Raw genomic sequence first — 23,621 nt, forward strand, 5'->3', positions numbered from 1 at the left:
GGCTGCTTGCACCACCTGCGGCAGCCCAAATGGTTTTGGTCATGGAGAGCGACGGCTCGCTGACGGCTACGCAATCCCAAAACAGCTTTGCTCGGAACTACAATGACGGCGTAGGCCAAGGCTCGGCAGCCGATGCACTCGCCATACTTGACGAAATTGACGTTGTCGCAGCACCAGAGGAAATCCGCATCGCCGCCATCGCGCCGCGTACTCCCCTGCCCCGAGCAGACATTCTTTCGGCGATTGAGGCCACGGCGCTACGATATGGCAGCCACCCCGGGCTGCGCCGTGCGGAGCTTTCAGTTTCAAACTGGCTCACCCTCTTCCGCGCCAACATAGAAATCGAAAGCGCCTATCGGCAGAGCGCGGTTTCCAGCGCTGGCGCACTTGGTCTTGGACAGCTGATGCCCGCAACCGCGCGCGACCTCGGTGTTGATCCGCGCGATCCCCTCCAGAACCTCGATGGTTCAGCCCGCTATCTTGCGATGATGCTTGAGCTCTTTGGCGATCCGAGCCTTGCTTTGGCAGCCTACAACGCCGGTCCCGATGCCGTGCGCCAATATGGCGGAATACCCCCTTACCGAGAAACCCAAAATCATGTGGCCCGCGTCATGGCGGTGATCGCTCGACTAGAAGGAACAAACCCATGAGACATTTTACATCCCTGTTCACGGCATCATTGGCGTTGTTTTTGATGGTCGCGGGACCTGCACTTGCGCAAAGCATCGACCTCTCTCCGATCCAAAGCCTGCTACAGGGCATCGTTGACGCTCTGACCGGCCCGCTTGGCGTCGTCATCGCCACACTCGCGGTTCTCGGTGTCTTTCTGAGCTGGTTCTTCAACATCATCGATCTGCGCCAAGCGCTCTGGGTGCTCGTCGGCATCGCCGGTGTTGCGGCAGCCCCTACCATCGTCGCTGCAGTTTTCGCTGGTGGCTGAGCGCTCTCCCCTCTTCCTCGGCCTCGTGCGCCCGCCCAAGCTTTTGGGCCTGCCCATCATGTATGCGATGGTCTGGCTCTTTGGCTCGGTGCTGTTGTTCGTCTGGGTTCAGCACATCGTGATCCTCGGGGTTGCGATCGTGCTCTATCCAGTGCTGTGGAAAGCAGCAGATTGGGATCCGCGCTTCATCGACGTGATGATGACGGCCTTGCAAGAAACGCCTCCCACTCGAAACAGGCAAGTTCATGGCGGCGACAGCTATGCACCTTGATAAAACCGGCGACGAGACCCTCGACACCCGCACATTGACGCCAGACTGGTATGCTCGTGAGACACGCCTCGCGCATATGCTGCCTTATGTCAGTTTGGTCGATGATCAAACAGTACGCACGCGGGTCAACGAGCTGTTTCAATGTATCCGTCTGGATGGGGTGAACAGCTACACGACCGACGATGCTTACCTCGACAAGGTCACGTCCCTCTTTGCACGTATCGTCGCGCAGCTGGGGCCAGAGTTCAGCTACTACGTCCACAAGGTGTCGAAAGCGATCGCGCCGGAATTGGAGCCCATAGCTGACGACAGCTTGGCTGGCGAGGTGGATCGACTCTGGCGCGAGAAACTCGCCACCAGTGGCCTCCGAGACAAAACTCTGACACTCACGGTCATTCATCGCCCGCCCCCGAAGAACTTTCTGCCGTTTCTCAATCACAGCGCGCCAGAACGGCTCAAGGAAGCGACCCAGAAACGCCTGCGCCGTCTTGGCGAGGCGGTGAATGTGTTTGTGTCAGGCCTGACAGATCTGAAGCCACGGGTTTTATCTGCAAAATCTGGCGAGTTGATCGGCTTTCTCAGCGCATTGAACACGGGTCAGGAACTGCCGCTCTACCCAGCCAACTCTTATGGGTTTCTGTCGTTCAACGTCGCCAATACCCGCGTAACCTTTTTTGAGGATCACTTTGAGCTTTCAGAAGGCGTCGTAGGCCACCGCTACGGCAAGAGTTTCACCATCGGGGAATATTCAGAGGCGACGTCCTGCACGATGTTTGACATGCTGAACCTGCCGGTCGACATGATCGTCACCCATTCGTTCACGCCAATCAATTCCAACCTCATGGCAGGGCGGATCAAGCGCCAGAAACGACAGATGCAAGCCTCGCAGGATGCCGCCCTGTCACTGATGGAAGCGCTGGACATTGCCGCCGATGATCTCGAAGCCAAACGCCGGAGTTTTGGCGAACATCATATGGTTGTAACCATCTTCTGCGACACGCTTGATGAGCTGCAGACGTTGAGCGCCGAGATCGTCAATGCAGCTGCCGCTGAAGGCGTGAAGATGATCGGCGAGCGGGTTGCTGCCAAGGCGCATTATCTCAGCCAGCACCCCGGCAATCAGCCCAAGCGGGTTCGCGCCAGTGCCATCACCAATCGCAACTTTGCGGATTTCGCAGCGTTTCATCGCACACAACTCGGCAAAGGGGCGGGTGACGTGCCTTGGGGCAAAGTTATCACCATGCTGCCGACGCCCGAGCAAAGTGCCTATCGGTTTTCTTATCACGAGCAAGGCAGCCCAGACAAAGAGCCGACCAGCGGACACACTTTAATCATGGGGCGACCCGGATCGGGCAAATCTGTCCTCTCCGCCTTCCTTATGACCCAAGCCCGTCGAGCAGGCGCTCGGATCTTCGTCTTTGATTACCGTCTAGGTATGGAGATGGCGGTCCGTGCCAACGGGGGCAGCTATGCAGCATTGAAGGCTGGACAAGCCACCGGCCTCAACCCGCTTTGGACCGAGGTAGACAACCGCGGCACGGCTTGGCTCTCGGACTGGCTAGGCACCCTGCTCTACCGCGCGGACAAGCCACTAACGCCCGTTCAAACCAACCGCATCCAAGAAGTCGTGCGCCAAAACGCGAACGCCACCGATCCAGCTTTGCGCAATTGGAAGGACTTCGCTTCGCTCTTTGTCTCCACCGATGATGGCGGCGATTTGCACCAGCGACTGCTCGAGTGGACCAGCGACGGTCGCTACGGCTGGATATTTGGCCAGTCGCTAGAAGACACGTTCTCTCTCGAAGGCGATGTGGTCGGGTTTGATCTGACGGGTATTCTGGATTCTGAGTCCGAGAAAGAACGGATGGCCGTGCTCAGCTATCTGTTCCGCCGTGTGGAGCGTGAGATTGAGGACCGTCGCCCTACGATCATTGTCATTGATGAAGCCTGGAAGGCGCTGGACAACGTTTACTTTGCCGAACGCCTTTCAAACTGGCTGGTGACAGCGCGCAAGCAAAACACGGTCGCGGTGATGATGACGCAATACGCGAGCCAGTTAGAGCGCACCCGCACCGGCAAAACCATTGTCGAGGCGGTGCCCACGCAAATCCTGCTCCCCAACATCCGCGCCCATGCATCCGACTACGCGATGCTGAACCTCTTCGAGAAAGAACTCGATGTGTTGCTGAACACTGGCAGCAATTCGCGGTTGGCACTCATTCGCGACGACCAAGGTTCCATCGTCGTCGATGCCGATCTCAGTGCTTTGGGCGCTAATCTCACCATCCTGGGCGGCATGGAAAAAGGTGAAGCCCTTGTTGGCGCTGACTACCGCGAACGACCGGACTTCTGGAGATTGACATGACGAAATTACTGATCCTGATCTGCGCACTTGGTGTGCTCGCATCCTGCGCACAATACCAAGAGCCGCAAGCGAACTGCTTCACTTTCTTGGCTGCTGTTGCACCGGTAGAACCGGATTGCATCTTCACGCCGGTCAACAGATTGGAGGGCGACATTGAAGTCTAGCCTTCCCCTTCTTTTCTGGCTCTCAACCGCAGTCAGCTTCGTGCATGCCCAAGGTGTGCCGACCAATGATAGTGGGCTAACAATACGCGACATCGTGGAAACCGGCGATCGGGAGATTGATCTCGCGACCCAAGCCGACAAGCTGTCCGTGCGCGAAATCATTGCCGAGATTGAGCGGGAGCAATTAGCGACGCTGGAACGTATTCTGGATGCCCAAACCAGCTTTGGCGGTCAGGGCATGCCTGCGATGGTGTCCGGCTTGGACTCTGGAAGTGGTGATCCTACCCGGTCGGTGGAGGCCGTTTATGGCTCAGGCGAGGTTGATCCCAATCCCGCGGGGACGCAGATGTTTGGCGATGCGGCCCAGAATATCGAACAACTCATTATCCGCGTCGCTCAAGAGACCAGCGGCTTTGCGGGTGTAGGGCGTGCCGGACTCTCTCCCGTCCAATGGCGCGCCCTTCTTCAAGCCCTGATTTGGCAGGAAAGTCGTTTTACCATCGGTGCGCGTTCCCCGGTTGGCGCGTTTGGCCTGACCCAAATCATGCCGGGCACAGCGAGCGATCTCGGCATCAATCCAGAATACTATGACAGCCCCTATTTGCAGGTGCATGGCGGCGCGCGGTACTTGGCCACGCAACTTAACACCTTTGATGGCAACATCATCAACGCACTTGCCGCCTACAATGCAGGGCCGGGCCGCGTGTTTGAATACAGCGGAGTTCCACCGTTTCGCGAAACCCAGCACTACGTCACTGTCATTCCCGAACGCTACAATCTCTATCTCAGCCGGATCGGCGGTATCGAAGCCTTGGGAACAATCGATCCAGCGCTACTGGCCAATGCCAACCTCTCCATCACAGGGCATGGCGCTGCTTTTTACGGAAACAATTCTCCTACTGCCATCAGACAGGCAGCCCTGCGGATCCGTGACATCGTGGAGCGGATTTCCGAGACGGAGGATGTGCAGGAAAGCATGGCGCTCAACACCTACGCCCGCGCGGAACTTGTGCGCCTTGTCGCGGCACGCATTCGCCTGCAAGCGGCAAGAACACGGGCCATGAGCGCGGTTGAACTGGCCCAAGCCTCCGCCCGCATGGCCGAAGGCAACTTTATGAATTTCACAATCGAGGAGTTGGACTGATGCGAAGATCAAATTGGCTTTTGAGGACTGCTCTGGTTGGTACGCTTGCTATGGGGTTCCACGCGACTTCACGTTCCTCGGCGGCCGCCCAAGGCGTTCCTGTGGTCGACACCCAGAATATCGCCCAAAATATCCAGCAACTCCGGCAGATGATCGAAGACGAGATTTTGCAAAACGAGCAGTTGGTGCAGCTTCGTGAACAACTCGCCACCCTCACGGACCAACTCGCGGAGCTGCAACGCACCTATGAGGCCCTGACCCGTCTCGCCGAGCTGCCTGAAATCATCCGCACGCAGATGGAGGATGAACTCAACGGCCTTTTGGACCAAGAGTTTGGCGATATCATCGCGACCATCGAAGCCATCAAGAACGGGGACTTTTCTGGCCTGTCCGGGTCGGGCGCAGGCGAAATCGAAACCCAGATGGACCGCGTTCTGGCTGACCTTGGGTTTGACGACGATACGCTCTCGGAAATGGCCAGCAGCGGGAACGCAAGCGCCAACCGGATTGCGACCCAAGCCACGACTGGCGCGCTGGTCTCGGCCGCGGCGCAAAACAGCTACGGCGATGCAGGCCAATCGCTTGAACGCGTTGATCGGCTGGTCGGTCTGATCGACGACATGGATGAGTTGAAGGAAAGCGTCGATCTCAACACGCGTGTGACGGCAGAACTTGCTATTGCGCTTGTTGCCATGTGGCAGCTTGAAGCCATTCAAACCGTCGGTGACGGCACCGGTGGTGTGATCGATGCCGCAACCATCGCTGAAGAGCAGCGGTTCATGGATTTCACCTTGCCTGAACTCAGCGCTGATTGAACCTGAGGTATGATGCGTGGCGAGTGAGCAAGAAATCATTGAAGAAGAACTAGTCTACGGTGCCCTTCGCCGTGAGCGGACTTGGCAACGGCTCGGCCTCATGGGGCTGATCTTTGGCATCTTGGGTTGTCTGAGTGCGGCGGCTGTTGCACTGCTCGATGTCGATCCACCACCCGTCGTCGTGCCCTATGATCCTGCGACCGGCTTTGCACTTCCCGAGGTCTCTGTCGGAGCCACCACAGTTACGGAAAACCAAGCCATTATCGAAGCGGAAGTGTTTCGCTACATCAGTGATCGCGAGGTCTACAACCAACTCGACAATGATGTGCGTGTGCGCAGTGTTTTGCGGCGATCCGACGGCGCAGCCGAAGCCTCACTTCGCCAAATTTGGAACAGCGCCAATGCGGACTACCCGCCCACGCTTTATGGCACGAGCGGTCGGTTGGACGTCGAAGTCCTGAGCATCAACCGGATCGGCATCAATCGTGCCACAGTGCGGCTGCGCAAGCGCCTCAACTCAATCAATGGCGTCCAGACCGGCCTGTTCACCGCCACGCTGCTGTTTGAGTTCAGACCCGAGGCGAGCCGCTCCATTGATCAGGTTTGGTCCAATCCCTTTGGCTTCACCGTGCTGGAATATTCCATCCGCTCCGACAGATTGGAGAATTAGTTTGTTAATCAAGTATTTCGTTTCGCTGCTGGTTATCCTATTGCCCAGCATTGTCTTGGCCGAAGCCATTCCACGTGGCGGTCCAAATGACAGCCGCGTCCGGCTCGCGACCTATCAAGAGGCTCAAGTCTATCGTCTGAACGTATCACTAACACATGTCACCACCATTGAATTTGGTGAGGGGGAAAGCATCCGTTCGATCATTGCAGGCGACACAGAAGGCTTTGAGATTGATGGCGTTCCTGGGGGACAGGCCTTCGCGATCAAACCCATTGCGCGCGGGGTTCATACCAATGTGACGGTCTACACCAATCGCCGTAGCTACTACTTCAACGTCCAAGAGGTCCAAAGCACCACGTTCTATGTGGTCCAGTTTCGTTATCCCGATGATGACGCGCGGCCAACCCGCGCAATTGCGAGCCAAGCCCCCAACTATAACTACGGGGCCAGCACGCAATCTGAGTTCACTCCGACGCGCGTTTGGGATGACGGGACGTTTACGTATTTCGCGTTTCCCCGAAATGCGCCTGTGCCAGCCATCTTCCGATACTCCAGTGGCCGTGAGCGCACGGTAAACACGCAAGCCGCTGAGGACGGTGTGATCCGCGTCTCAGGCGTGAACACGCAGTGGGTGTTGCGTCTCGGTGATGAGTTGGTTTGCATTCAGGCGACCCCACCAGCAGGGGCGTCATCATGAGCAATTCAGAGGACCCAGAGCTCGAAAAACGCCTCGCCGCACTAGAAAAGGGCGGAAATCGCGGGGGTTCACCTAAGGCTAGACGCTCGCCCCTTCTTGCCCTCATCGTCGTCGCACTCGTTGGTGCCGGTGGCGCCGTTCTCTACATGACATCCGGACCAGATGAGGAAACGTCTCTCCCAACAGCCACACCTGATGTGTTTCAGAACGAAGGTGATGGATTCGGGGCTATTGAGGCCATCCCCCCTCCCCCTGCCCCGGAAACTCAGATTGTCGTGGCCCCTGCCGTGCCTTCGGAACCTAATGCGGAACTCCTCGCTCAGCTGGCCGCCCTTCAGGCGCAAATCGAAGAATTGCGCAATGCGCCGGAACCGGTGGTAGAAGAAGATACAGCGGCTGCAGACGCCATTGATGGGCTAACAGCTCAGATCGCAGCATTGCAAACTGCGACCCAAGCAGCCCAACAGCTGTTTCAGGATGAGCTGGCAGCACGTGATCGCGAGCTCGAACAAATCCGTATGGACTTGGAGCTGGCCCAACTTGAGGCCAATCGGCCAGTGCCTGCGCCAGTTCCTATCGGACCGTCTGAGGAAGATCTTCTTGCGCGAGAGGCAGAACGGTTGCGCCGTGAAGAGGAGGCACGTCGTATGGCGGATCTTGAGCGCCGCGCGGCAGAAGAACGTGCGTTTCAAGATCGCCGCGTTACCTCCCCTACGATTGCATTTGGTGGAACGTCAGGAGCGAATGAAACACCGCTTGCCGAGCGCACATTCGGCGAAGTGACTGATTTTGTCCTGAACGGCGCGTTGCCGACCTCCGTCACCCAAGCACAGGTGATAGCCAATCCTTCCAACACCATCATTCAAGGCACGATGATTCAGGCTGTCATGGAAACGGCACTCGACAGCTCCTTACCCGGTCAAACCCGCGCCGTCGTCTCCGAAGATGTCTTCAGCTTTGACGGGTCGCGCCTTCTCATCCCACGCGGGTCGCGCCTGATTGGGCGCTATCGCTCGGGGCTAGATATTGCACAGCAGCGCGTTACCATCGCTTGGGACCGCATCATCCTGCCAGACAATCAAACCATCCAGATCAGCTCCTTCGGCGGCGACGAATTGGGACGCTCCGGCGTGACCGGCTTCGTGGACACGCGCTTTGCGGAGCGGTTTGGCTCTGCAGCTCTGATTTCGCTCATCTCGGCGGCCCCAAGTGCCGCAGCTGCTTCTGTTAATGATGAGGCGACGGCGGATGTTCTCGAAGACGTTGGTGATGATCTGGCCGATGCGACTGACAGCGTGATCAGCGACTACCTCTCCATCGGTCCCGTCATCTACGTCAACCAAGGCGCCCGCGTCACCGTCATGGTTGACCGCGATCTGGAGATCTTTTGATCCTATGTCGCTGAGCTATCTTCAAACCTCACTTGATAAGCTGGACGCCGCGTCCCGCGAAGATGTCATCGAGATTTGCATCAACCCCGACGGCACCTGCTGGGGAGAATTCCAGGGCGATCACTTCATGCGTCTTCTGGATCAATCGCTCACGGAAACTGAGGTTAAAGACTTGGGCAATCAGATTGCCTCCAGCGCAAACACCACCATGAGTAAAGACAGGCCCATTGTATCGGTCTCGATTGCCTATCGCGATCGCCCAATCCGCGCGCAGGTCATCACGCCGCCTGCCGTAATGTCGGCCATGTCGATCAGCTTGCGGTTTTTCTCAAGTCTCTCCCTTGAAAAAATTGAACTGTCGTTTCTGTTTGGCAAAGAACGCAAGCTCGAAGAGCTGCGGCAGGAGAAGACCCAGGAATTGCGCGCAGTCGTGGCGTCAGGCGTGATCGACGATGCGCTGGCCTTTTGCGTTGAGAATAGGCTCAACATGATCGTCTCGGGTGGCACATCGACGGGCAAAACCGTGGCAGCCCGCAAAATTCTCTCCCATGTCGGCATCGAGGAACGGATCATCACGATCGAGGAGGCTGCCGAGCTTCTGCCCGCGCAACCAAACGTGGTGACGCTTATTGCCAACCGCGATGCCGAGTTCCAAACCGCCGACGTGCTTCTCACCGCAACGCTGCGCATGCGGCCAGACCGGATCATTCTTGGCGAGGTGCGCGGTAAAGAGGCCATGACCTTCTTGGAAGCCATCAACACGGGTCACGGCGGATCAATGACCACGCTACATGCCGAAACCCCGCAACTGGCGGTGCAGCGATTGGCAATCGCCGCCCTCAAGACGGAGATCCCAATGACCTATGCGGACATGGTGCGATACATCGAAAATTCCATCGACGTGATTATCCAAACCGGGCGTCACAACGGCGGGCGCGGCATCACCGAATTCTACCTCCCCGGCATGGAACAGATTGGAGCATCCGCATGAAAACCTATGAATACGAGATCCTGTCGTTCCCGATGAATCGCAAAAACAGCCTGATCGAGATGCAGGCCGCGTTGAATGCGAAGGGCCAGCTCGGGTGGGAGGTCATCTCAATCAGCTCTTCCGAATTTGCCAATATCGGGCACACAGCTTTCCTAAAACGCGAAACCTCCGAAAGCGCAGATGTTGGAGGCACGCGATGAAGCATCGGATTGTCCGACTCACTTGGCTTACCGTTGTTTTGGGACTGATCGCTGCGCCCTTGATGGCGGAGCGTAATCGGATCCCCAGCCTCGAGAGCATTCCGGATGTCTGCTCTGAGCGCCCAGACGAGCCCGATTGGATGGAAAACATCGCGCTGCGAGACGCCTACCAGCGTGTCTTGGTCCAAGACATCTATCGGGCACAGAGCATGGAATGGATCGTTGAGACAGGGTCCTGCGATTGTTCTGTCCGTTTCCCGACTTGGGACACAGCCGAAGACGCCTTCAGAAAAAACCACGCCGGTGCGGACCGTTCAGAAATGCTGCAAGCCTCGGACACCTACAACCGCCGTGCAAATGAACTTCGACCTCAAGCCCAAGCGATCTGCGAAGCCGCAGGCAATTGGTAGGGAAATCCTGAAATGAGCGTTGTCACCTACTTCGTTGAAACCTCACAAGGCTATCTCGACACCGCCGCCGAAACGCAATTCGGATCGGTCGCCGCGACGGTTGGTACGCTGCTCGTCCTTGGAACAACGGTCGTCGTGATCTTCGTCTTTCTGAACATGATCTATCAGTACAAAGCGATGGACGGGCGAACGGCGTTCTGGCTTGCGGTCAAGATCGGGCTCATCGGGATATTTGCGACCAATTGGGTGCAGTTCAACGCACTATCATCCGCGATCCTCGCGGGGATCGACAGTATTGCCGGGGCGCTTGTCGCGTCCGTGGGCGGCGGCGTGCCCGGCCCTTCAGGCACATTCGCCGAAGAATTTGACCGACTCATTGCCGAGCTAGGCGAATATCTGAATGCCGCAGGATCGGAACTCAATTGGATGGCGGGCGCAATGCTCGACATCGTTGGCGTGCTGATGTTGTCGATCCTTGGTGGGCTGGCGGCGTTCATACTGGTCGCGTCGCGTCTAATGATCGCCCTTCTGATTGGCATTGCGCCGATCATGATATTCCTCACGCTATTTGATGTGACAAAAGACTATTTTGCACGCTGGCTGTCGGCACTAATATCGTTCGCAATCTATCCCATCGTTGTGGCAGGCGTCTTCGCAACCATCACAGGAGTCGCGTCAGCACTGATCGGAGAGCTTGGCGATCCTGAAGGAGCGACGAACATCGGAGCACTCATCCCGTTTTTTATGATGGTGCTTATGGCCAAGGGATTCATCATTGCCACTCCATTCATCGTAAGAGCGATTTCAGGGAATATCATGATGCCCGCCTTGTCTGGTGGTTTGGGCGGAAGCTACAGCTTTGCGCGCGCGGCGATGGGCAATCAGCAAGCTTACAATCGCTATCTCGTTGGGGGTGCAAGTGGGGCAGAATACGCCGCGCTCAGAGCGCGTCAGATGTTTGGAGTGCAACAAATGCCTCAACGGCCGGGGATGGCCAATGTGACACCCTCAGGGGGCAATCCTGCCTCTGGAACCGGATCGCAAATGCTGGCTCAGCTTGCGAGGCTTGGCAGATTGGGGAGAAGGTAGTGTAGAGCAGCCATTCGTACACAACGCAGCGAAGGTCTTAAGAGAGCCCCACCGGAACAATTGATTTTGTGCTGCGTGCACTCGCAGCATGGATATTGCGGCAATAGCGCAAAATCCTATGCCGCAGCGCCGCGAGAAAACTGGTCATTCATGCCAACCGCAGCGAATTCGAAACGCCCAAGGATCATGTCGCGGGACAAAGCAGACTCGTGCAGGTTCGGCTCTTGTTGAAGCAGCACTTCCAAAATTAGGTGATTTAGGTTAAGCTTTGGCTGACAAAATGTCCCAACAAACCCCGAGCGTGTGATAGTCGGTTTTACCTGGTGGTGACTTCTGGTTGTCGATTTTGTTGCCTTCGGGCGTAAGAACTCGGAACCAGGCACCGTGCTCATGATCGATCAAATGGTCCCAAGCGTAGCACCAAATCTCGTGGTAATTTTGCCGATAGGTTTCTTCGCCGGTGCGCTGAAAAAGCCTCCAGGCTGTGGCTGCAGCCTCGCTGTTTACCCAATAGTATTTCTCTCGCGCACAGGGAGTGCCGTTTGGCGCGAAGCCATAGATCAATCCGCCCAGTTCTTGATCACGACCATGCTCCATTGCCGCCCCGAACAGGGCGATTGCACGAACCAGATACCATTTTTGCGGTCGGATCTGATCGAGCGTCAGAAGCAATCGCGCCCATTCAACAAGATGTCCGGGCTGGATACCCCAGGGTTTGAATAGGTCATTCGGCTTGTCTTTGTGATAATCGTGGTCCGGCGCCCAGTTGGCGTCGTAGTGCTCCCAAATCAACCCGCCGGTTTTATCCGAAAGCTCCATTGTGAATTTATAGGCCAAGGCTTCTGCTCGATCCAGATAGCGTGTTTCGCCGGTTGCCCGAAAGGCGGCAATGCACCCTTCACAACTGTGCATATTGGCGTTCTGGCCGCGATACGGGCTGAGGTCGGACAGATCGGCGTTGCGCTCATCTGCATAAGCGCCGTGATCGGGTTGCCAGAACTGCGTCTCCATGAAGTTCCAGATATGGTTCAGCGTCGGGCGTGCTTCCGCGATCCCCGCCTCCAGCGCAGTGGCGCTGGCAATCATGACAAACGCATGGCCGTATGCCATAACTTCGCCGTGCGTTACCTTTCCGTTTCGCAATTGCCAAGCATACGCGCCGTTGTCCTGACGGTGTGTGTTTTCGAGAAACTCAAGTCCGTGCAGGGCCTTGTCCCGGTGCTGTTGTGCACCCCGTTTCCGAAAGGCCAGGGCATAGTTGAAAACGAAGCGGCACGAGCTTACCAGATGGCGCAACTCGCTGTCATAGATGCGCCCATCATCCTCGAAACAATGGAAAAAACCGCCATCTGGATCGACCGCCCGGTCTTCATAGAACGCAAGGGTTTTCGAAATGTGATCGTTCAAGAACGACACAGATTCAAAATCCGGATAAGCAGGGTTGGTGGTCATCTTGTTCGCCAATTTTTCAGTTTCCACTGGGTTACTATTAGGCGATCGGGCAGCGAAGAGCCTGACCTGTCAGCGCGCGCTCAAGCTCTTCGGCAACCAATCTTTGAACCCGCTTGTCCGATCCTTGCGAATAAAAGGCTGCGTGAGGAGTGAGCAACAGATTGGGCGCTGTTCGCAGTGGCGAATCCGCAGGTAGCGGCTCTACGCAGAACGCATCCAATGCCGCACCTGCGATAGTGCCGTCATGCAAAGCAGCAACCAGATCTTCTTCGTTCACGATCGCACCACGCGAGGTATTGACCAGGAAACCGGTCGGGCCGAGTCTTTTTAACAGCGACGCGTCTATCATCCCGGTTGTCTGCGGCGTGGCTGCGAGGTGCAGTGAAATTACGGTGCTGATCTCGGCCAGTTCTTCTAACGCTACCATGCGGACATCGGGCGGAACCGACGACGGATCAAGGTGCGGATCATAGGCGGCAAACTGGAACCCAAACGAACTCATCTTGCGATAGGCAGCCTGTGCGATCCGACCGAACCCAACAAAGCCAACCACGGTCTCTGAAAACAGCGGAATGGCGGCGCGGTCCAGGCTTGGATTCCACGCACCCGTTCGGATGGATTTGTCAAACTCACCGAGTCGGCGTAGCAGAAAGCCAACCATCGCCGATGTGTGTTCTGCGACTTCTTCTGTGGTGCCATCTGGCAAATTTGCAACCCGAATACCGTGCTCGGTCGCAGCGGCGACATCGACTTTGTCGTAACCCGCCCCATATTTCAGAATGTAGCCGCCCTCATTAAGGCCTTCGATCATCTTTCGGGTGACTGGAAAGTGCGCGCCTTGTGACAGTAATATTTGGGCGCCAAGGGCGGCATCGACAGCTTCTTCGATTGATGCATCCGACAGGACAAGCAGTTCGGCGCCATGTTTCTCGGCAGCGTGCCGTTCGGCCGAAAGATCGGCCAGAACATTGTCCAGCAATACAACACGGGTCATGAGTTTACCTCTTTCATGCGTTTCAGTGGCTTCAAAGGATTCTGGCCCATCAGTCCAAAATCCAGAGAGCGATCTGCGGGAAGGCCAAAACCAGACCGAGTACGGTGATCTGGATGCAGACGAAGGGCAGCGTGGATTTGTAGATTTCTTCCAGCGTGACGTCAGGCGGAGCAACGCTTTTCAGATAGAACGTGGCAGGCCCGAATGGGGGCGACAGAAACGCAACCTGAATCGAAATCGAAAACAAGATCCCGAACCAGACCGGATCGAACCCCAGATCCTTCACGATCGGAATGAAGATCGGGATCGTCAGAAGCAGAATGCCGACCCAATCAAGGAACATTCCCATCAACAGGAAAATGCCGACCATTATCATCACGATCACAATCGGCTCGAACGGTAGACCCGTGAAAAGCTCACCCAAATAGGCGGTGCCTCCAAGGCGCGTATAGATCCCGACAAGGGCGTTCGCTCCCAGCCCAAGCCAGATCAGGGCACCGATTGATGTGATCGTCTGCCGCAGGCTTTCGGTGACCACCTTAAAGCTGAGCTCGCGGCGCAGGGCTGCGAACAACATGACTGAAAAGGCGCCGATCGAAGCGGATTCGGTAATGGAAGCAACGCCGCCATAGATCGATCCAAGCACCGCAGTGATGATCAGAAGCGGCACGATCATCCCGCTGGCAATTTTGGCTTTTTCGCGAAACGACAACTTGCTTAGTTCGGCATCCTCGGAAGATGTGGGCGCCCAATGCGGTTTGAGATTGGCCATGATCAGGATGTAGGTAATGTAGCTTGCCGCAAGCAGCAGGCCCGGCGTGATCGCAGCTTTGAACAGGTCACCAACCGAGATGTTCGCGGCCAGGCCAAACAGGATCAGAACGATTGACGGTGGAATCATCGTCCCAAGCGAACCGCCCGCACAGATCGTGCCGATCGAAAGACCGCGGTTGTATCCCAACTTGATCATCTGCGGCAGGGCCAGCAAACCAAGAAGAACCACTTCGCCCCCCATGATGCCCGACATCGCCGCCAGGACGACAGACACCAATACGGTCTGGACTGCCGTTCCTCCCCGGAAATTTCCGGATATAACCTGCATTGCAGCGAACAGATCCTTGGCGATGCTGGTCCTCTCCATCAGAGAAGCCATGAAAATGAAAATCGGAATTGAGACAAAGACGTAGGCTGTGGAAAGGCCGTAAACCTTGAGGGAAATCAGCGAGATGCCCTTGGGTCCGATCCAGACGAGCAACAGCACGGCAGCAACCGTCATAGTCACCCAGGAAAGCGCCATGCCGGTCAGCATAAGACCAAACAGGAGCACCAATGCGATGATTGTCATGCCACCAAGGCCGATGACGTCGAGGCTGAGAAAATCAAACATCGTCATGTCCTTCGGCCGGACGTTGCGCCTGCAACAGCGTTTCGTCTTTTGATGTGGTGGTCTCTGGGCCGTTTTTGATCAGTTGAAACAGGTGAGACAGGAGCTGAAGCACAATCAGCGTCGCGCCAATCACGATCATTGGTTTTAGGATCTGTGGCGACGGTGGATCCCAAGGAGTTCCGGCCGTCTCACCCCGTATTAATGCGCGCTCCGCCGGCCCCCAGCCGGACCAGATCAGCACGGACATGGCAAAGATTCCCATGCAATTTCCGAAGATATCAAGGCCATAGCGGATGCGGGGTGATACCATGTCATGGATGACGGTGATGCCGATGTGGCGCCGTTGCTGGGTGACATAGCCGCCCGCGATGAAATAACCGGTGGCGCAGAGCATGACCGTCAGTTCGAACGCCCAGATCGTTGGTTTATCAAACAGATAACGCGCAAAGACCTCGTAAACAGAAATCAGAATGGCAATTGCAAACAGATATTTTCCAAATTCACCCGCATAAAAGTTTATCCAACCTATAAACGTGTCAGGTTTTAGCAGCGCCTGCTGCTCTTCTCCTGCCGCATGACGAATTTGATCGTCATCAACAGTGCGTTTCATTTCAGTTTCCACTTTGCCCCTCCCCTGACGCATCTTGGTCGTGCAGTACGCCCCAATACTTGCCGCCCTGCACTGTTGCATGTGCAGGGCGGCAAGCTGGTGATACGAACCTTACTCGAGCATACCCATCGAGCGCATGAAGTTGATGTTCAGGTCGTAAGCTTCCTGTGCCAGGTCCGATTCTTTGGCGGCATCCTCCCAGGCGCCTTTGGCGATTTCACGCAGCGCATCACGATCTGCAACAGACCAGTCGATGATGGTGAGACCGGTTTCAGCAGCATTGGCTTTGTCTTCGGCAACAAGACGGCGATCACGCTGGTCGACCCACATCATCAGGTCCAGGCTCATGGCCTGGAACCAGACATCCAGAGCCACTCTGCTGCCTTCGCTCAGGCTGTCATACACGTCACGGTTAACTGTGAAGTAAGAGCCGGGCATCGAGTGGATACCAGGAAAAAGCGGGTATTTTGCGACTTCATGGAAGCCATTGTCTTTGTTCACACCATAGTTCGAGGCGTCGGCTGCATCGATCACGCCTTTGTCGAGCGACGTGTAAACTTCTGAAAACGGCAGCGGTACGGCGACCGCACCGGCGCGGGAAAAGATTTCAGCTGCCAAGCCTTCGGGCGAGCGAATCTTAAGGCCCTCCAAATCAGCCACGCCATTGATTGGCACCGCGGCAACAAAAGCTTCCCGCTCAAATGATCCGCAACCGACAACGACAACATTGTCGGTGTATGTGTCGACGATTTTCTGCAGCATCTCCCTACCACCACCGTGGTAACAAAGCTGCATCATCTGCAGCGGGGTATCATATCCGGCGACCAGATCGCCCATGATGGAAAACGCAGGGTCGATACCCGCAAAATAACTCGGCAAGACAAAGTCGCCGCCCAACAGGCCCTGATCGATTGCATCAAGCGTTTCGCTGTGCGGTACAATCGAGCCACCTGAGACCAGCTCAAGTTCGACTTCGCCATCGGTCATCTCTTCAAGCTTGGGGAGCCAGTTATTGATGATATGCTGGTTCACACCGCCAGAAATGTCCCCGCCGACCTGAATTTGAACCGTTTCGGCGACCGCTTGGCCCGACATAGCTAAGGGTGCCGTCAGGGCCAGTGCAGCCAGTGTTGCAGAAATCCTATTCATTTGTGTCCTCCACTTGGATGAATACCGCGCCAGTTACCTTGACGCCGATGGTCGCCTTGGTTACATACATATGTATATAAGTCAAGGCAGGTATGTACATATGTACACGCCGCAGAGGAGTGAACCGATGAACGCCAACCCCCAGTCACATTACAAAGCCGGTTTTCTGACCGCGCTCACCACACCATTCACCGCTTCGGGCAAGATTGACGGCAAAGCCGTAAGCGCTCTGGTGCAGAACGCAAAAAACCTCGGGCTGGACGGTCTCTATGTCGGCGGCTCAACCGGTGAGGGCTTTCTGCTGTCTCCCGAAATCAGAGCCGAGCTTTTTGAATCTGTTGCCGAAGCCGCCGACGGCAGCCTGAAGCTGATCGCGCAGGTTGGTGCCATCGAGGTGGCCCACGCCGAAAGAAACGCGGTTTCTGCGGCCAAAGCGGGGTTTCACGAGGTTTCCTCGACGCCACCGATCTATTTCAAGCATACCTTGGCTGAAATGAAAGACTATTATCGCGATCTGCAAAGCGCTTGCGACCTTCCGATGGTGCTATACAACATCCCAGCACTGACGGGCGTGTCGCTGCCCAACCAGTTCTTTTTCGATTTGTCTGAAGATATGAACATCTCCGGCATCAAATATACGTCGACCGACATCATCCAACTGGTCGGCTTGCTGGATGGGCTAAAGGACGTTCCGGTGTACTACGGTGTTGACGAAATGCTGGTGGCAGGCCTTTCAGTTGGCAGTCATGGCGGGATTGGCTCAACCTACAACATTCTCGGGCGTGAATACCGCGAGCTGGCAGAATACCTGGCGTCTGGAAATCTTTCTGCCGCAGACGAGCTGCAAGCCAGAGCCAATCGTTTCATTGATGTTCTGGTTTCCGTTGGAATGCCAACAGCGTTGAAGGCGTGCCTTGAAATAAGAGGGCTATGCTCTGCGCGGCCCATGCGTCCGTTCCACGCTGTTTCAAAAGACGATATGAAAAGACTTGAGGTGGCACTCGAAAAACTTGACCAAAAGTGAGGTAGAGCAGATGCGGGCAGATCAAAAAGCGAAAGATGCGGCTGATGGGCCCGGAAGTGCACGCCTTTTTGAAGCCGTTGAACGGAGGATTCTTAATGAGATTGTAAGCGAAGAACTAAAGGTCGGTGATCCGCTTCCCTCTGAAAAAGAACTGATGGAAGCTTTTGGGGTTGGACGCCCAGCGGTTCGCGAAGCTCTATCCTCGTTAAGAATTAAGGGATTTTTGGAAGTTCGGCGGGGGGAGCGACCGGTCGTCAGCCCGCCGAATACCAGCCCTTTGCAGGAATTCATGAGCGACTTTGGACGCGTGCTTTCGTTGAGCGAGGATGGGGTTTATCAGCTGACCGAGATGAGAAGGTTGATGGAGTCGGCCCTTGCCTGGGAAGCCGCCAGCAAGGCTACCGAACAGGACATTTCTGATCTCATGCGGATCAACGAAGAGAATGCGTCAGATATTGATGCACCAGAGAAGTTTATAGCCGGTGATCTCCGGCTTCACCGGAAGATCTTTGAGATAAACAAAAACCCTCTTTTTGAGGTATTTTATAAGTCGTTTGTCGCCTGGCAGATGCCGCTCCGAAACGACACCAGCCAAAACGCGCTTGAAGTGACCCAAATGCAGCATACAGCGATAGTGGAGCAGATCGCAAAACGGTCACCCGAAGGTGCCTATTCAATGATGAATGCGCACCTCTATCGAACGCAAAGCCGCCAAGTTGAGCAAGCACGCAAGCGACAATTCGATAAAGAGTAACACGATTTGACCAACGACGGGGGTCGTTCAAGCGCGCTGGCGTGGCAGGGCTTTCAGCATTCATGCCAGGTAGGCCAGTTTTTATGAAGGTTGAGCACTCAGAACGGATCAACATCTGAGAATCTTGACGAACGGCAGGAGCCGTTCGTCAATTCGAAGCGGTCACGGCCGCTTGATAATTCCTACGGCAGCGCTGAGCCCCCCTTTGCAAAATGCTGCGCCAGGGTTTGGACGATCGCGATGCGTGCACCGCGTATACGGTGGTTCGTATTGCCACCCGTCCTGCGTTTTGTTGTATACGCACTGTTCAGATAGCCGCTACTAAGGCCGCTGCAGCTAATTGGCGCTCTGTCCGTGACCTGATTGTTGAGCAATCGTGTAACGAAAGGGAAGATTGCGACTGCCAGATTTTACCATCTTCGATGGAGCGCTCTGACGAAATCCGCTGCGCTGCCAAAAGATCGCTGCTGCACGTGCGAAGGAATGCTGCGTCAGCAATAGCCGCACTTGCACAGGTCCGCTCCGTCCCGCATTCCGTGAGTTCAGGCAGGTGCGGCGAATGCCCGGTCTCGCACTGAGCTGCCGCCGTGCTGCGCCCCAACTAGCCTTGGTCGCTTGCGGCCATCTCGCCGATCCGGCGGTTAAGACGCGCCTTGGCAGCCGCAAGCTTCTCACCGGTCGGTTCTTGTCTGGGTTTCAGGCACTGGAGGCGCGCCTCGACAAGAGGCTCCGCGTCCTCGTAGGCGCATTGCAGCTCTTCCGCGATGCTTGAGATGAAGGCATGACGATTGGCCTCGGCGCTCTGTAGCCCGCCCAGGGTGCGCTGGAGGAAAATGAACGCCGACGCGATTTCCTGATATCCCGATGCGGCAGCTTTCTCGAACTGCCGTTCACCGAGCAGGCCTTCAAGAGCATCGAGCGCCTTGCGCAGATCACCAATGGCATGGGCAACGCCAACGACTTCGCCCATGACAGCATGATCAACAGTTTCAAGCTCAGCCGTCCGGGTGGTCAAAATGGTGTCGGTGTCAGCCATATCCAATTCGCCAAGGCCCCCTACCCTGCCGCGCGATCCAGAACCTCTTCGGCCCATTGATTCAAGCTCTTGCCTGACAGCTCGGCCGCGAGTGCCGCCTTGCGGTGCACTTCAGGATCGACACGGAACATCACCTGGCCCGAGAACGCCTTCTGCGGCTCCTTGCCGATCTTTGCGCAGGTCTCGATGTAATCTTCGACTGCCTCATGAAAGGCATCGCGCAAAGCTTCAACCGTGTCTGCATGAAAGCCGACACCATCACGGATGCCGGCGAGGCGTCCGGTGAAGATTCCATCGTCGTCATCATACTCGATGCGGGCCGAGTAGCCTTTGTAAGTCATGGAATTGGTCATGGCGTTACTCCGATCCGTTCCAGAAACGCCCGTGCGGCGCGCACCTGGTAGCGCTTGGCTTCCTTGGCGGGGTGCGGTCTGTGAAACGTCTCGACCTCGCCATCCTTCTCGAACCGCACCCGCGAGCCGCGCCCTTCGATTACCTGTGCGCCAGCGGCGACAAGCAGACGCTCGACCGCTGACCATTCGATTGTTCCTGACACTGGGTCTGTGAAGACAGCGGCCAGAGTCTTGCGGTGTTTGCTGTTCATCAGGTTATGTAGCCAATGCTAGCGCATAGTGCAAGCAAAACCCTCTTTTTTCTCGGCCGTTATCTGGTTCCTCCAAGGTGGCAGTGATTATCGCCGAGGTAATCTTGATGAGGTAAGGTCAATCCAGCACGCAAAGACGCGTTGCATGCAAGCATGCTTACATGTTTTGCGCTTTGTATGCTTCCCACATCCTGAGAAAGAGCTGTTTCTTTGATCCGTGGCTGAAGCCGAATTCGCGCCCTGCCCTTTCCGAGAACTCTTCAAAAACCGCTCTGGGGATGCGCACCTGAAGCGGTCTGAGCTCAACCTTCTCAGGGCGGGTGTCGTCTGCGATCACATCGGGCGCAACATCTGCGGGCGGCGGAGCGCCCTTCCCGCGTTTCAGCTTGGCAATATTCGTGCTCATTATGCCACCTGCCTTTCCTGAAGCTCGGCCATCTTGTCAATGACGCTTTGTGCCAACCTGGCCGCGCGGTCATTGAGGGTGCGGAACGAGGTTTCGGTGATAGCCTTGCCCATGTCGGAGGCCGACCCATAGGCCGTGGAAACGGAGACCTCCCCATCAAGCACCAGATACCCCGCTTCTGCGAGATATTGCCTTGCAGCGGCATTTTCGCGCTCGCTGCCCGTGGTCTTGAACATGGCAAAGGCGATCTTCTCGGGCGAGATGCCTTTCTTACGCAGGCTGTGCGCCAGTACGACGCCGGGGTGCAGATCATCAATGGTCTGACCTGTCGGAATCACGATGAGATCGGAGGCCTTGGCTATTTCCATTGTCTGCTCAGAGGCGTTTGGCTTGCCGTCCAGGATCAGCGCATCGAACCGAGGGGCGTCTTCGAGCGCGGTCTTTACCGAGGCAAAGCTCTGCACCTGCATTTCCGGGGTGACGCCGTTTTCGGCGCGACGACCAGCCCAATGGGCGCAGGTTTGCTGTTGCGTGTCCAGGTCTGCGATCTTGGTGGTGAGGCCTCCGGCCACGAATTCTCGTGCCATCATGCGGGCCAGAGTCGACTTTCCGACGCCTCCCTTTTGGGAGACCATTCCGATGGTGTAGGTCATTGATACTGCTCCAGTCTGCCTGCTTGTTGTTTTTTGGCATGCTAGCATGATTGCCCTGTTTACGCCAAGCATGGATGGCGACTTAGCGCAAACGCGACTTGCATGCATTCATGCGCGTGCGAGCACAGCTGGGAATGCGCCGCTATTTAGTGGCTCGGTGGGGAAATTGGTCATTATATTTCAAGAGGTAATGATCTTCGGCGTGTGATGCGCCGAGGGAATGATCATTCCCGCCCAAGACCCCAATTTCGGTCAGGGTCGTTTCTTCGATTGCGTACAGTCTCAGGCACCGCATCTCCCTGCCGATTGCCTTCCGCATCCAACCAATAGCAATAGACTTGCCCTGAGTAGCGAGTCTTGCCGCTGTTGGACAAACTGCCCGCTGTCATATCCTTGTGGCATTCCAATCCGGCGATATGCAACGTGCCGAACTTCCTGTACCCCAGCCGTTTCAAAAACACCTTGTCGATAAGGTCGCTGCTGAGTTCATCGGCCCGCGCGCAATCCGGATTCTCGGCAATCTCCGCGATCCGGTACTCGTAGGCTTCCTTCGCGGCTATTCTCACCTCGACCTTCGCGCGAAAGTCCGCTTCAGTCTCCACGTACTCTACAAGTTCTGATAGGTCTTTCGGAGACCCTGCGCGTTTTTGCGGAATCATCCCCGCCTCGAACAGTTGCTTTAGAATCCGGCCACCAATCGGCGATATGCGCATTCCCCAACCTTCAGCTATCGCCAACTTGCGATCTTCGTCCGACAGAACGGTATTGCCGATTTTCCCGGTGCTTACAGCGTCGCGAAGCGCCGCCATCGCAAGCCTCGGTTTGACTTCCGGGATCAAGGCGATGATGTCTTTCGCTCGGACCATCTCGCTCATTGCTTCGTGCATCGATTTTGTTCTTTCTTCATTTCGTCAGGCCCCCAGTGTCACACTGGTTGTAAATTGGCGACGCATTCTTGGATTGCGAAGGTAGGACTGCTGCAAATCTGGCGAGTTAACCTCTATGGGAGAAGCCGGGCTTAATACGACCTAGTCCCATCATAGACCCACCAGCCATCATTCGAATACTTGTAGGCGTATGGAGGGGAGGGGCCGAAGATGAGCTTCCGCCACCACCGCTCGTCCCGTTCAATACAAAGCTCTCCTTGCGACACGAGAACTTGACCCTTTAGCGGGCCATCGAGTGCGATGCCTTTGTAGTTGTTCTTCTCAGTCATACTGCCTCTGATGTCTTCAGCACTGCCTTGCATGAAATCATGCAAGGCGCATTAGCGCTGATATCCCCCTCGTTTCTTGCAAAAACTCAGGAAGTGCTTGTCCGGGTTCTTCACCGCAATGCCCTTTTCCAACACCCAGGAACGCCACTCGCCTTCAAGATGATGCATGTCCCAGCCGGGAGCAAGGCGGCGGGCTTCCTCATGTGTTTCGGGATCAAGCCGCAGCGAGGAAGGCAGGAAGGGCAGGGCAGTCGGGCGTGTCTCCTCCTTTGGTCGCACAACCACGATGTCACCCTCAATGACGAAGGCATAGTCGGGCATGTGATCGTGTTCCGCGTCGTCCTCGATGATCTTTCCGAGCAGGCGGCGGAATTCCTTGAGTGTGGAACTCGATCCGCATTTATCGCGGAGAAGCTTGATCCCAACCTTCCATGCGCTCTGCGCTCCGCAATGCTTGCGCGCAATCTCATACAGCCGCCGTTCGAGGGGCTTGCGCAGTTTGAAGTACTGGCGATTCAGGGTCAGGACGTGGTTGTTCTCAATCGCGTCAAACACCCAGTCCGACAGTGTAACTTCGACATCAAGCATTCGGCCATCGCGGGTTTCCTTCACAATTTCGGCCGAGTCGATCAGGCCGAAGACCTTGAAGTATTCCTTGCCACCCTGACGGAGGTTCGTTTCAATCTGTGTGCCTTGCAGACGGCGCAGGGCGTCCTTCAAAAGTTCATAGCCGCGTCCGGAAGTCTGCCGATTGGTTGCCACAAGCAGGTCATAGGCTTTGAAGCGCATGCGCCGCTGCACCTGTTGTCCATCATTGAGCGCGGCCATGCATTGGCTGATGCAGTAGATCAGCACATCCCGGTCATGGACCGTCGCCAGTCCGGCGCGGGATGGAGCAACCTGAATCCAGTTTTCGCCGCGCTCATAGCGGCGTGTGCGCATGTCCGGCTTGGTCGAGAGGGTGAAGACAGGGTTCTCCATCGAGGATATATCCCCTTTGGGAACCGCATCGACGATATCGCACACGAACAGATCACGCTGCGGGTGGCGGTCCGGCAGCAGTGGCGATCGCTGGGAGGACAGGAGTTCTTTCGTCATTTCACACACTGCGCTCCTGGAACAGATTCGTCACTTTACACACCATGAGCCACTATCGACACTTCACACACCGCGCGTCAAGGTTCGTCAC

General features: G+C 56.2%; 30 protein-coding genes. 16 read left to right on the forward strand and 14 right to left on the reverse strand.

The window, feature by feature from the left end:
• Nucleotides 1–29 precede the first annotated feature (29 nt).
• From BUB72_RS16435 to BUB72_RS16495, 14 genes are all read left to right on the forward strand, one after another.
• Nucleotides 30–650: a lytic transglycosylase domain-containing protein gene (locus tag BUB72_RS16435; protein ID WP_073145944.1), complete on the forward strand. Its 621-nt coding sequence runs from the start codon at nt 30–32 to the stop codon at nt 648–650.
• Entirely contained in the window at nt 647–940 is a 294-nt protein-coding gene (locus BUB72_RS16440) for a TrbC/VirB2 family protein (protein WP_073145945.1), read from the forward strand. Before BUB72_RS16435 ends, BUB72_RS16440 begins: the two co-directional genes overlap by 4 nt.
• Complete coding sequence (locus tag BUB72_RS16445) at nt 933–1,211, forward strand: VirB3 family type IV secretion system protein (RefSeq protein WP_073145946.1); 279 nt, start codon at nt 933–935, stop codon at nt 1,209–1,211. Before BUB72_RS16440 ends, BUB72_RS16445 begins: the two co-directional genes overlap by 8 nt.
• Nucleotides 1,186–3,576, forward strand: a complete 2,391-nt coding sequence (locus BUB72_RS16450) for a VirB4 family type IV secretion/conjugal transfer ATPase (RefSeq protein WP_425435187.1) — start codon at nt 1,186–1,188, stop codon at nt 3,574–3,576. The genes BUB72_RS16445 and BUB72_RS16450 overlap by 26 nt, the downstream gene beginning before the upstream one ends.
• The gene (locus BUB72_RS18900) at nt 3,573–3,740 is read left to right on the forward strand and encodes a hypothetical protein (protein WP_175549193.1); all 168 of its coding nucleotides are present in this window, start codon (nt 3,573–3,575) and stop codon (nt 3,738–3,740) included. Before BUB72_RS16450 ends, BUB72_RS18900 begins: the two co-directional genes overlap by 4 nt.
• A 55-nt stretch (nt 3,741–3,795) precedes the next feature.
• Nucleotides 3,796–4,884 (forward strand): transglycosylase SLT domain-containing protein, encoded by a 1,089-nt coding sequence (locus BUB72_RS16455; protein ID WP_073145981.1) that lies wholly within the window; start codon nt 3,796–3,798, stop codon nt 4,882–4,884.
• 50 nt (nt 4,885–4,934) lie between these two features.
• Nucleotides 4,935–5,699 carry a type IV secretion system protein gene (locus tag BUB72_RS16460; protein WP_175549194.1) on the forward strand — a complete coding sequence of 255 codons (765 nt, stop codon included), beginning with the start codon at nt 4,935–4,937 and terminating at the stop codon, nt 5,697–5,699.
• Between the two features lie 16 nt (nt 5,700–5,715).
• Entirely contained in the window at nt 5,716–6,369 is a 654-nt protein-coding gene (locus BUB72_RS16465; RefSeq protein ID WP_073145949.1) for a VirB8 family type IV secretion system protein, read from the forward strand.
• Nucleotide 6,370: 1 nt separating this feature from the next.
• Nucleotides 6,371–7,066, forward strand: a complete 696-nt coding sequence (locus BUB72_RS16470) for a TrbG/VirB9 family P-type conjugative transfer protein (protein ID WP_073145950.1) — start codon at nt 6,371–6,373, stop codon at nt 7,064–7,066.
• Entirely contained in the window at nt 7,063–8,457 is a 1,395-nt protein-coding gene (locus BUB72_RS16475) for a TraB/TrbI/VirB10 family type IV secretion system protein (RefSeq protein ID WP_073145951.1), read from the forward strand. Before BUB72_RS16470 ends, BUB72_RS16475 begins: the two co-directional genes overlap by 4 nt.
• A 4-nt stretch (nt 8,458–8,461) precedes the next feature.
• Nucleotides 8,462–9,448 carry an ATPase, T2SS/T4P/T4SS family gene (locus tag BUB72_RS16480; protein WP_073145952.1) on the forward strand — a complete coding sequence of 329 codons (987 nt, stop codon included), beginning with the start codon at nt 8,462–8,464 and terminating at the stop codon, nt 9,446–9,448.
• The gene (locus BUB72_RS16485) at nt 9,445–9,648 is read left to right on the forward strand and encodes a hypothetical protein (RefSeq protein WP_073145953.1); all 204 of its coding nucleotides are present in this window, start codon (nt 9,445–9,447) and stop codon (nt 9,646–9,648) included. Before BUB72_RS16480 ends, BUB72_RS16485 begins: the two co-directional genes overlap by 4 nt.
• 62 nt (nt 9,649–9,710) lie before the next feature.
• A complete protein-coding gene (locus tag BUB72_RS16490) occupies nt 9,711–10,058 on the forward strand; it encodes a hypothetical protein (RefSeq protein WP_245814901.1) in 348 nt (115 codons plus the stop codon).
• Nucleotides 10,059–10,070: 12 nt separating this feature from the next.
• The gene (locus tag BUB72_RS16495) at nt 10,071–11,147 is read left to right on the forward strand and encodes a TrbL/VirB6 family protein (protein WP_073145955.1); all 1,077 of its coding nucleotides are present in this window, start codon (nt 10,071–10,073) and stop codon (nt 11,145–11,147) included.
• A gap of 116 nt (nt 11,148–11,263) precedes the next feature.
• On the opposite strand, the gene BUB72_RS19210 is transcribed toward BUB72_RS16495, so the two are convergent.
• The 6 genes from BUB72_RS19210 to dctP all read right to left on the reverse strand — a co-directional run bounded on the left by BUB72_RS19210 (nt 11,264) and on the right by dctP (nt 16,739).
• Complete coding sequence (locus tag BUB72_RS19210; protein WP_281250222.1) at nt 11,264–11,386, reverse strand: hypothetical protein; 123 nt, start codon at nt 11,384–11,386, stop codon at nt 11,264–11,266.
• 22 nt (nt 11,387–11,408) lie between these two features.
• A complete protein-coding gene (locus tag BUB72_RS16500; RefSeq protein ID WP_073145864.1) occupies nt 11,409–12,599 on the reverse strand; it encodes an AGE family epimerase/isomerase in 1,191 nt (396 codons plus the stop codon).
• A 37-nt stretch (nt 12,600–12,636) separates the two neighbouring features.
• Nucleotides 12,637–13,593 carry a C-terminal binding protein gene (locus BUB72_RS16505; RefSeq protein ID WP_073145866.1) on the reverse strand — a complete coding sequence of 319 codons (957 nt, stop codon included), beginning with the start codon at nt 13,591–13,593 and terminating at the stop codon, nt 12,637–12,639.
• A gap of 49 nt (nt 13,594–13,642) precedes the next feature.
• On the reverse strand, nt 13,643–14,980 hold the full coding sequence (locus tag BUB72_RS16510) for a TRAP transporter large permease (RefSeq protein ID WP_073145868.1): 1,338 nt from the start codon (nt 14,978–14,980) through the stop codon (nt 13,643–13,645).
• Nucleotides 14,973–15,602, reverse strand: a complete 630-nt coding sequence (locus tag BUB72_RS16515; RefSeq protein ID WP_175549185.1) for a TRAP transporter small permease subunit — start codon at nt 15,600–15,602, stop codon at nt 14,973–14,975. Before BUB72_RS16515 ends, BUB72_RS16510 begins: the two co-directional genes overlap by 8 nt.
• A 99-nt stretch (nt 15,603–15,701) precedes the next feature.
• Complete coding sequence (gene dctP / locus BUB72_RS16520; protein WP_073145873.1) at nt 15,702–16,739, reverse strand: TRAP transporter substrate-binding protein DctP; 1,038 nt, start codon at nt 16,737–16,739, stop codon at nt 15,702–15,704.
• 127 nt (nt 16,740–16,866) lie between these two features.
• Here dctP and BUB72_RS16525 point away from each other — a divergent pair, with 127 nt between their 5' ends.
• Nucleotides 16,867–17,763, forward strand: a complete 897-nt coding sequence (locus BUB72_RS16525) for a dihydrodipicolinate synthase family protein (RefSeq protein ID WP_073145875.1) — start codon at nt 16,867–16,869, stop codon at nt 17,761–17,763.
• Nucleotides 17,764–17,773: 10 nt separating this feature from the next.
• A complete protein-coding gene (locus tag BUB72_RS16530) occupies nt 17,774–18,517 on the forward strand; it encodes a FadR/GntR family transcriptional regulator (protein ID WP_073145878.1) in 744 nt (247 codons plus the stop codon).
• A 601-nt stretch (nt 18,518–19,118) separates the two neighbouring features.
• Here the strand turns inward: BUB72_RS16530 and BUB72_RS16535 are convergent.
• From BUB72_RS16535 to BUB72_RS16570, 8 genes are all read right to left on the reverse strand, one after another.
• Nucleotides 19,119–19,553, reverse strand: coding sequence for a hypothetical protein (locus BUB72_RS16535; protein WP_073145956.1), 435 nt, complete (start codon nt 19,551–19,553; stop codon nt 19,119–19,121).
• 20 nt (nt 19,554–19,573) lie between these two features.
• A complete protein-coding gene (locus BUB72_RS16540) occupies nt 19,574–19,906 on the reverse strand; it encodes a type II toxin-antitoxin system HicB family antitoxin (protein WP_073145957.1) in 333 nt (110 codons plus the stop codon).
• Entirely contained in the window at nt 19,903–20,157 is a 255-nt protein-coding gene (locus BUB72_RS16545; RefSeq protein WP_073145958.1) for a type II toxin-antitoxin system HicA family toxin, read from the reverse strand. Before BUB72_RS16545 ends, BUB72_RS16540 begins: the two co-directional genes overlap by 4 nt.
• A gap of 157 nt (nt 20,158–20,314) precedes the next feature.
• Nucleotides 20,315–20,563, reverse strand: a complete 249-nt coding sequence (locus tag BUB72_RS16550) for a hypothetical protein (protein ID WP_073145959.1) — start codon at nt 20,561–20,563, stop codon at nt 20,315–20,317.
• The gene (locus tag BUB72_RS16555) at nt 20,563–21,216 is read right to left on the reverse strand and encodes a ParA family protein (RefSeq protein WP_073145960.1); all 654 of its coding nucleotides are present in this window, start codon (nt 21,214–21,216) and stop codon (nt 20,563–20,565) included. The genes BUB72_RS16550 and BUB72_RS16555 overlap by 1 nt, the downstream gene beginning before the upstream one ends.
• A gap of 224 nt (nt 21,217–21,440) precedes the next feature.
• On the reverse strand, nt 21,441–22,091 hold the full coding sequence (locus tag BUB72_RS16560; RefSeq protein ID WP_139250708.1) for a hypothetical protein: 651 nt from the start codon (nt 22,089–22,091) through the stop codon (nt 21,441–21,443).
• Nucleotides 22,092–22,234: 143 nt separating this feature from the next.
• Nucleotides 22,235–22,432 carry a hypothetical protein gene (locus BUB72_RS16565; protein WP_139250709.1) on the reverse strand — a complete coding sequence of 66 codons (198 nt, stop codon included), beginning with the start codon at nt 22,430–22,432 and terminating at the stop codon, nt 22,235–22,237.
• A gap of 51 nt (nt 22,433–22,483) precedes the next feature.
• Nucleotides 22,484–23,530 (reverse strand): replication initiator protein A, encoded by a 1,047-nt coding sequence (locus BUB72_RS16570; RefSeq protein ID WP_073145963.1) that lies wholly within the window; start codon nt 23,528–23,530, stop codon nt 22,484–22,486.
• Nucleotides 23,531–23,621: the final 91 nt, after the last annotated feature.

The sequence above is a fragment of the Litoreibacter ascidiaceicola genome (assembly GCF_900129235.1).
Taxonomy (GTDB): domain Bacteria; phylum Pseudomonadota; class Alphaproteobacteria; order Rhodobacterales; family Rhodobacteraceae; genus Litoreibacter; species Litoreibacter ascidiaceicola.

Coding starts and splice junctions, on each gene's coding strand:
- BUB72_RS16435 (WP_073145944.1), top strand. CDS start 30: ATGGTTTTGGTCATGGAGAGCGACGGCTCGCTGACGGCTACGCAATCC.
- BUB72_RS16440 (WP_073145945.1), top strand. CDS start 647: ATGAGACATTTTACATCCCTGTTCACGGCATCATTGGCGTTGTTTTTG.
- BUB72_RS16450 (WP_425435187.1), top strand. CDS start 1,186: ATGGCGGCGACAGCTATGCACCTTGATAAAACCGGCGACGAGACCCTC.
- BUB72_RS18900 (WP_175549193.1), top strand. CDS start 3,573: ATGACGAAATTACTGATCCTGATCTGCGCACTTGGTGTGCTCGCATCC.
- BUB72_RS16460 (WP_175549194.1), top strand. CDS start 4,935: ATGGGGTTCCACGCGACTTCACGTTCCTCGGCGGCCGCCCAAGGCGTT.
- BUB72_RS16475 (WP_073145951.1), top strand. CDS start 7,063: ATGAGCAATTCAGAGGACCCAGAGCTCGAAAAACGCCTCGCCGCACTA.
- BUB72_RS16480 (WP_073145952.1), top strand. CDS start 8,462: ATGTCGCTGAGCTATCTTCAAACCTCACTTGATAAGCTGGACGCCGCG.
- BUB72_RS16485 (WP_073145953.1), top strand. CDS start 9,445: ATGAAAACCTATGAATACGAGATCCTGTCGTTCCCGATGAATCGCAAA.
- BUB72_RS16490 (WP_245814901.1), top strand. CDS start 9,711: ATGGCGGAGCGTAATCGGATCCCCAGCCTCGAGAGCATTCCGGATGTC.
- BUB72_RS16495 (WP_073145955.1), top strand. CDS start 10,071: ATGAGCGTTGTCACCTACTTCGTTGAAACCTCACAAGGCTATCTCGAC.
- BUB72_RS16500 (WP_073145864.1), bottom strand. CDS start 12,599: ATGACCACCAACCCTGCTTATCCGGATTTTGAATCTGTGTCGTTCTTG.
- BUB72_RS16505 (WP_073145866.1), bottom strand. CDS start 13,593: ATGACCCGTGTTGTATTGCTGGACAATGTTCTGGCCGATCTTTCGGCC.
- BUB72_RS16510 (WP_073145868.1), bottom strand. CDS start 14,980: ATGTTTGATTTTCTCAGCCTCGACGTCATCGGCCTTGGTGGCATGACA.
- dctP (WP_073145873.1), bottom strand. CDS start 16,739: ATGAATAGGATTTCTGCAACACTGGCTGCACTGGCCCTGACGGCACCC.
- BUB72_RS16525 (WP_073145875.1), top strand. CDS start 16,867: ATGAACGCCAACCCCCAGTCACATTACAAAGCCGGTTTTCTGACCGCG.
- BUB72_RS16530 (WP_073145878.1), top strand. CDS start 17,774: ATGCGGGCAGATCAAAAAGCGAAAGATGCGGCTGATGGGCCCGGAAGT.
- BUB72_RS16535 (WP_073145956.1), bottom strand. CDS start 19,553: ATGGCTGACACCGACACCATTTTGACCACCCGGACGGCTGAGCTTGAA.
- BUB72_RS16540 (WP_073145957.1), bottom strand. CDS start 19,906: ATGACCAATTCCATGACTTACAAAGGCTACTCGGCCCGCATCGAGTAT.
- BUB72_RS16545 (WP_073145958.1), bottom strand. CDS start 20,157: ATGAACAGCAAACACCGCAAGACTCTGGCCGCTGTCTTCACAGACCCA.
- BUB72_RS16550 (WP_073145959.1), bottom strand. CDS start 20,563: ATGAGCACGAATATTGCCAAGCTGAAACGCGGGAAGGGCGCTCCGCCG.
- BUB72_RS16555 (WP_073145960.1), bottom strand. CDS start 21,216: ATGACCTACACCATCGGAATGGTCTCCCAAAAGGGAGGCGTCGGAAAG.
- BUB72_RS16560 (WP_139250708.1), bottom strand. CDS start 22,091: ATGAGCGAGATGGTCCGAGCGAAAGACATCATCGCCTTGATCCCGGAA.
- BUB72_RS16565 (WP_139250709.1), bottom strand. CDS start 22,432: ATGACTGAGAAGAACAACTACAAAGGCATCGCACTCGATGGCCCGCTA.
- BUB72_RS16570 (WP_073145963.1), bottom strand. CDS start 23,530: ATGACGAAAGAACTCCTGTCCTCCCAGCGATCGCCACTGCTGCCGGAC.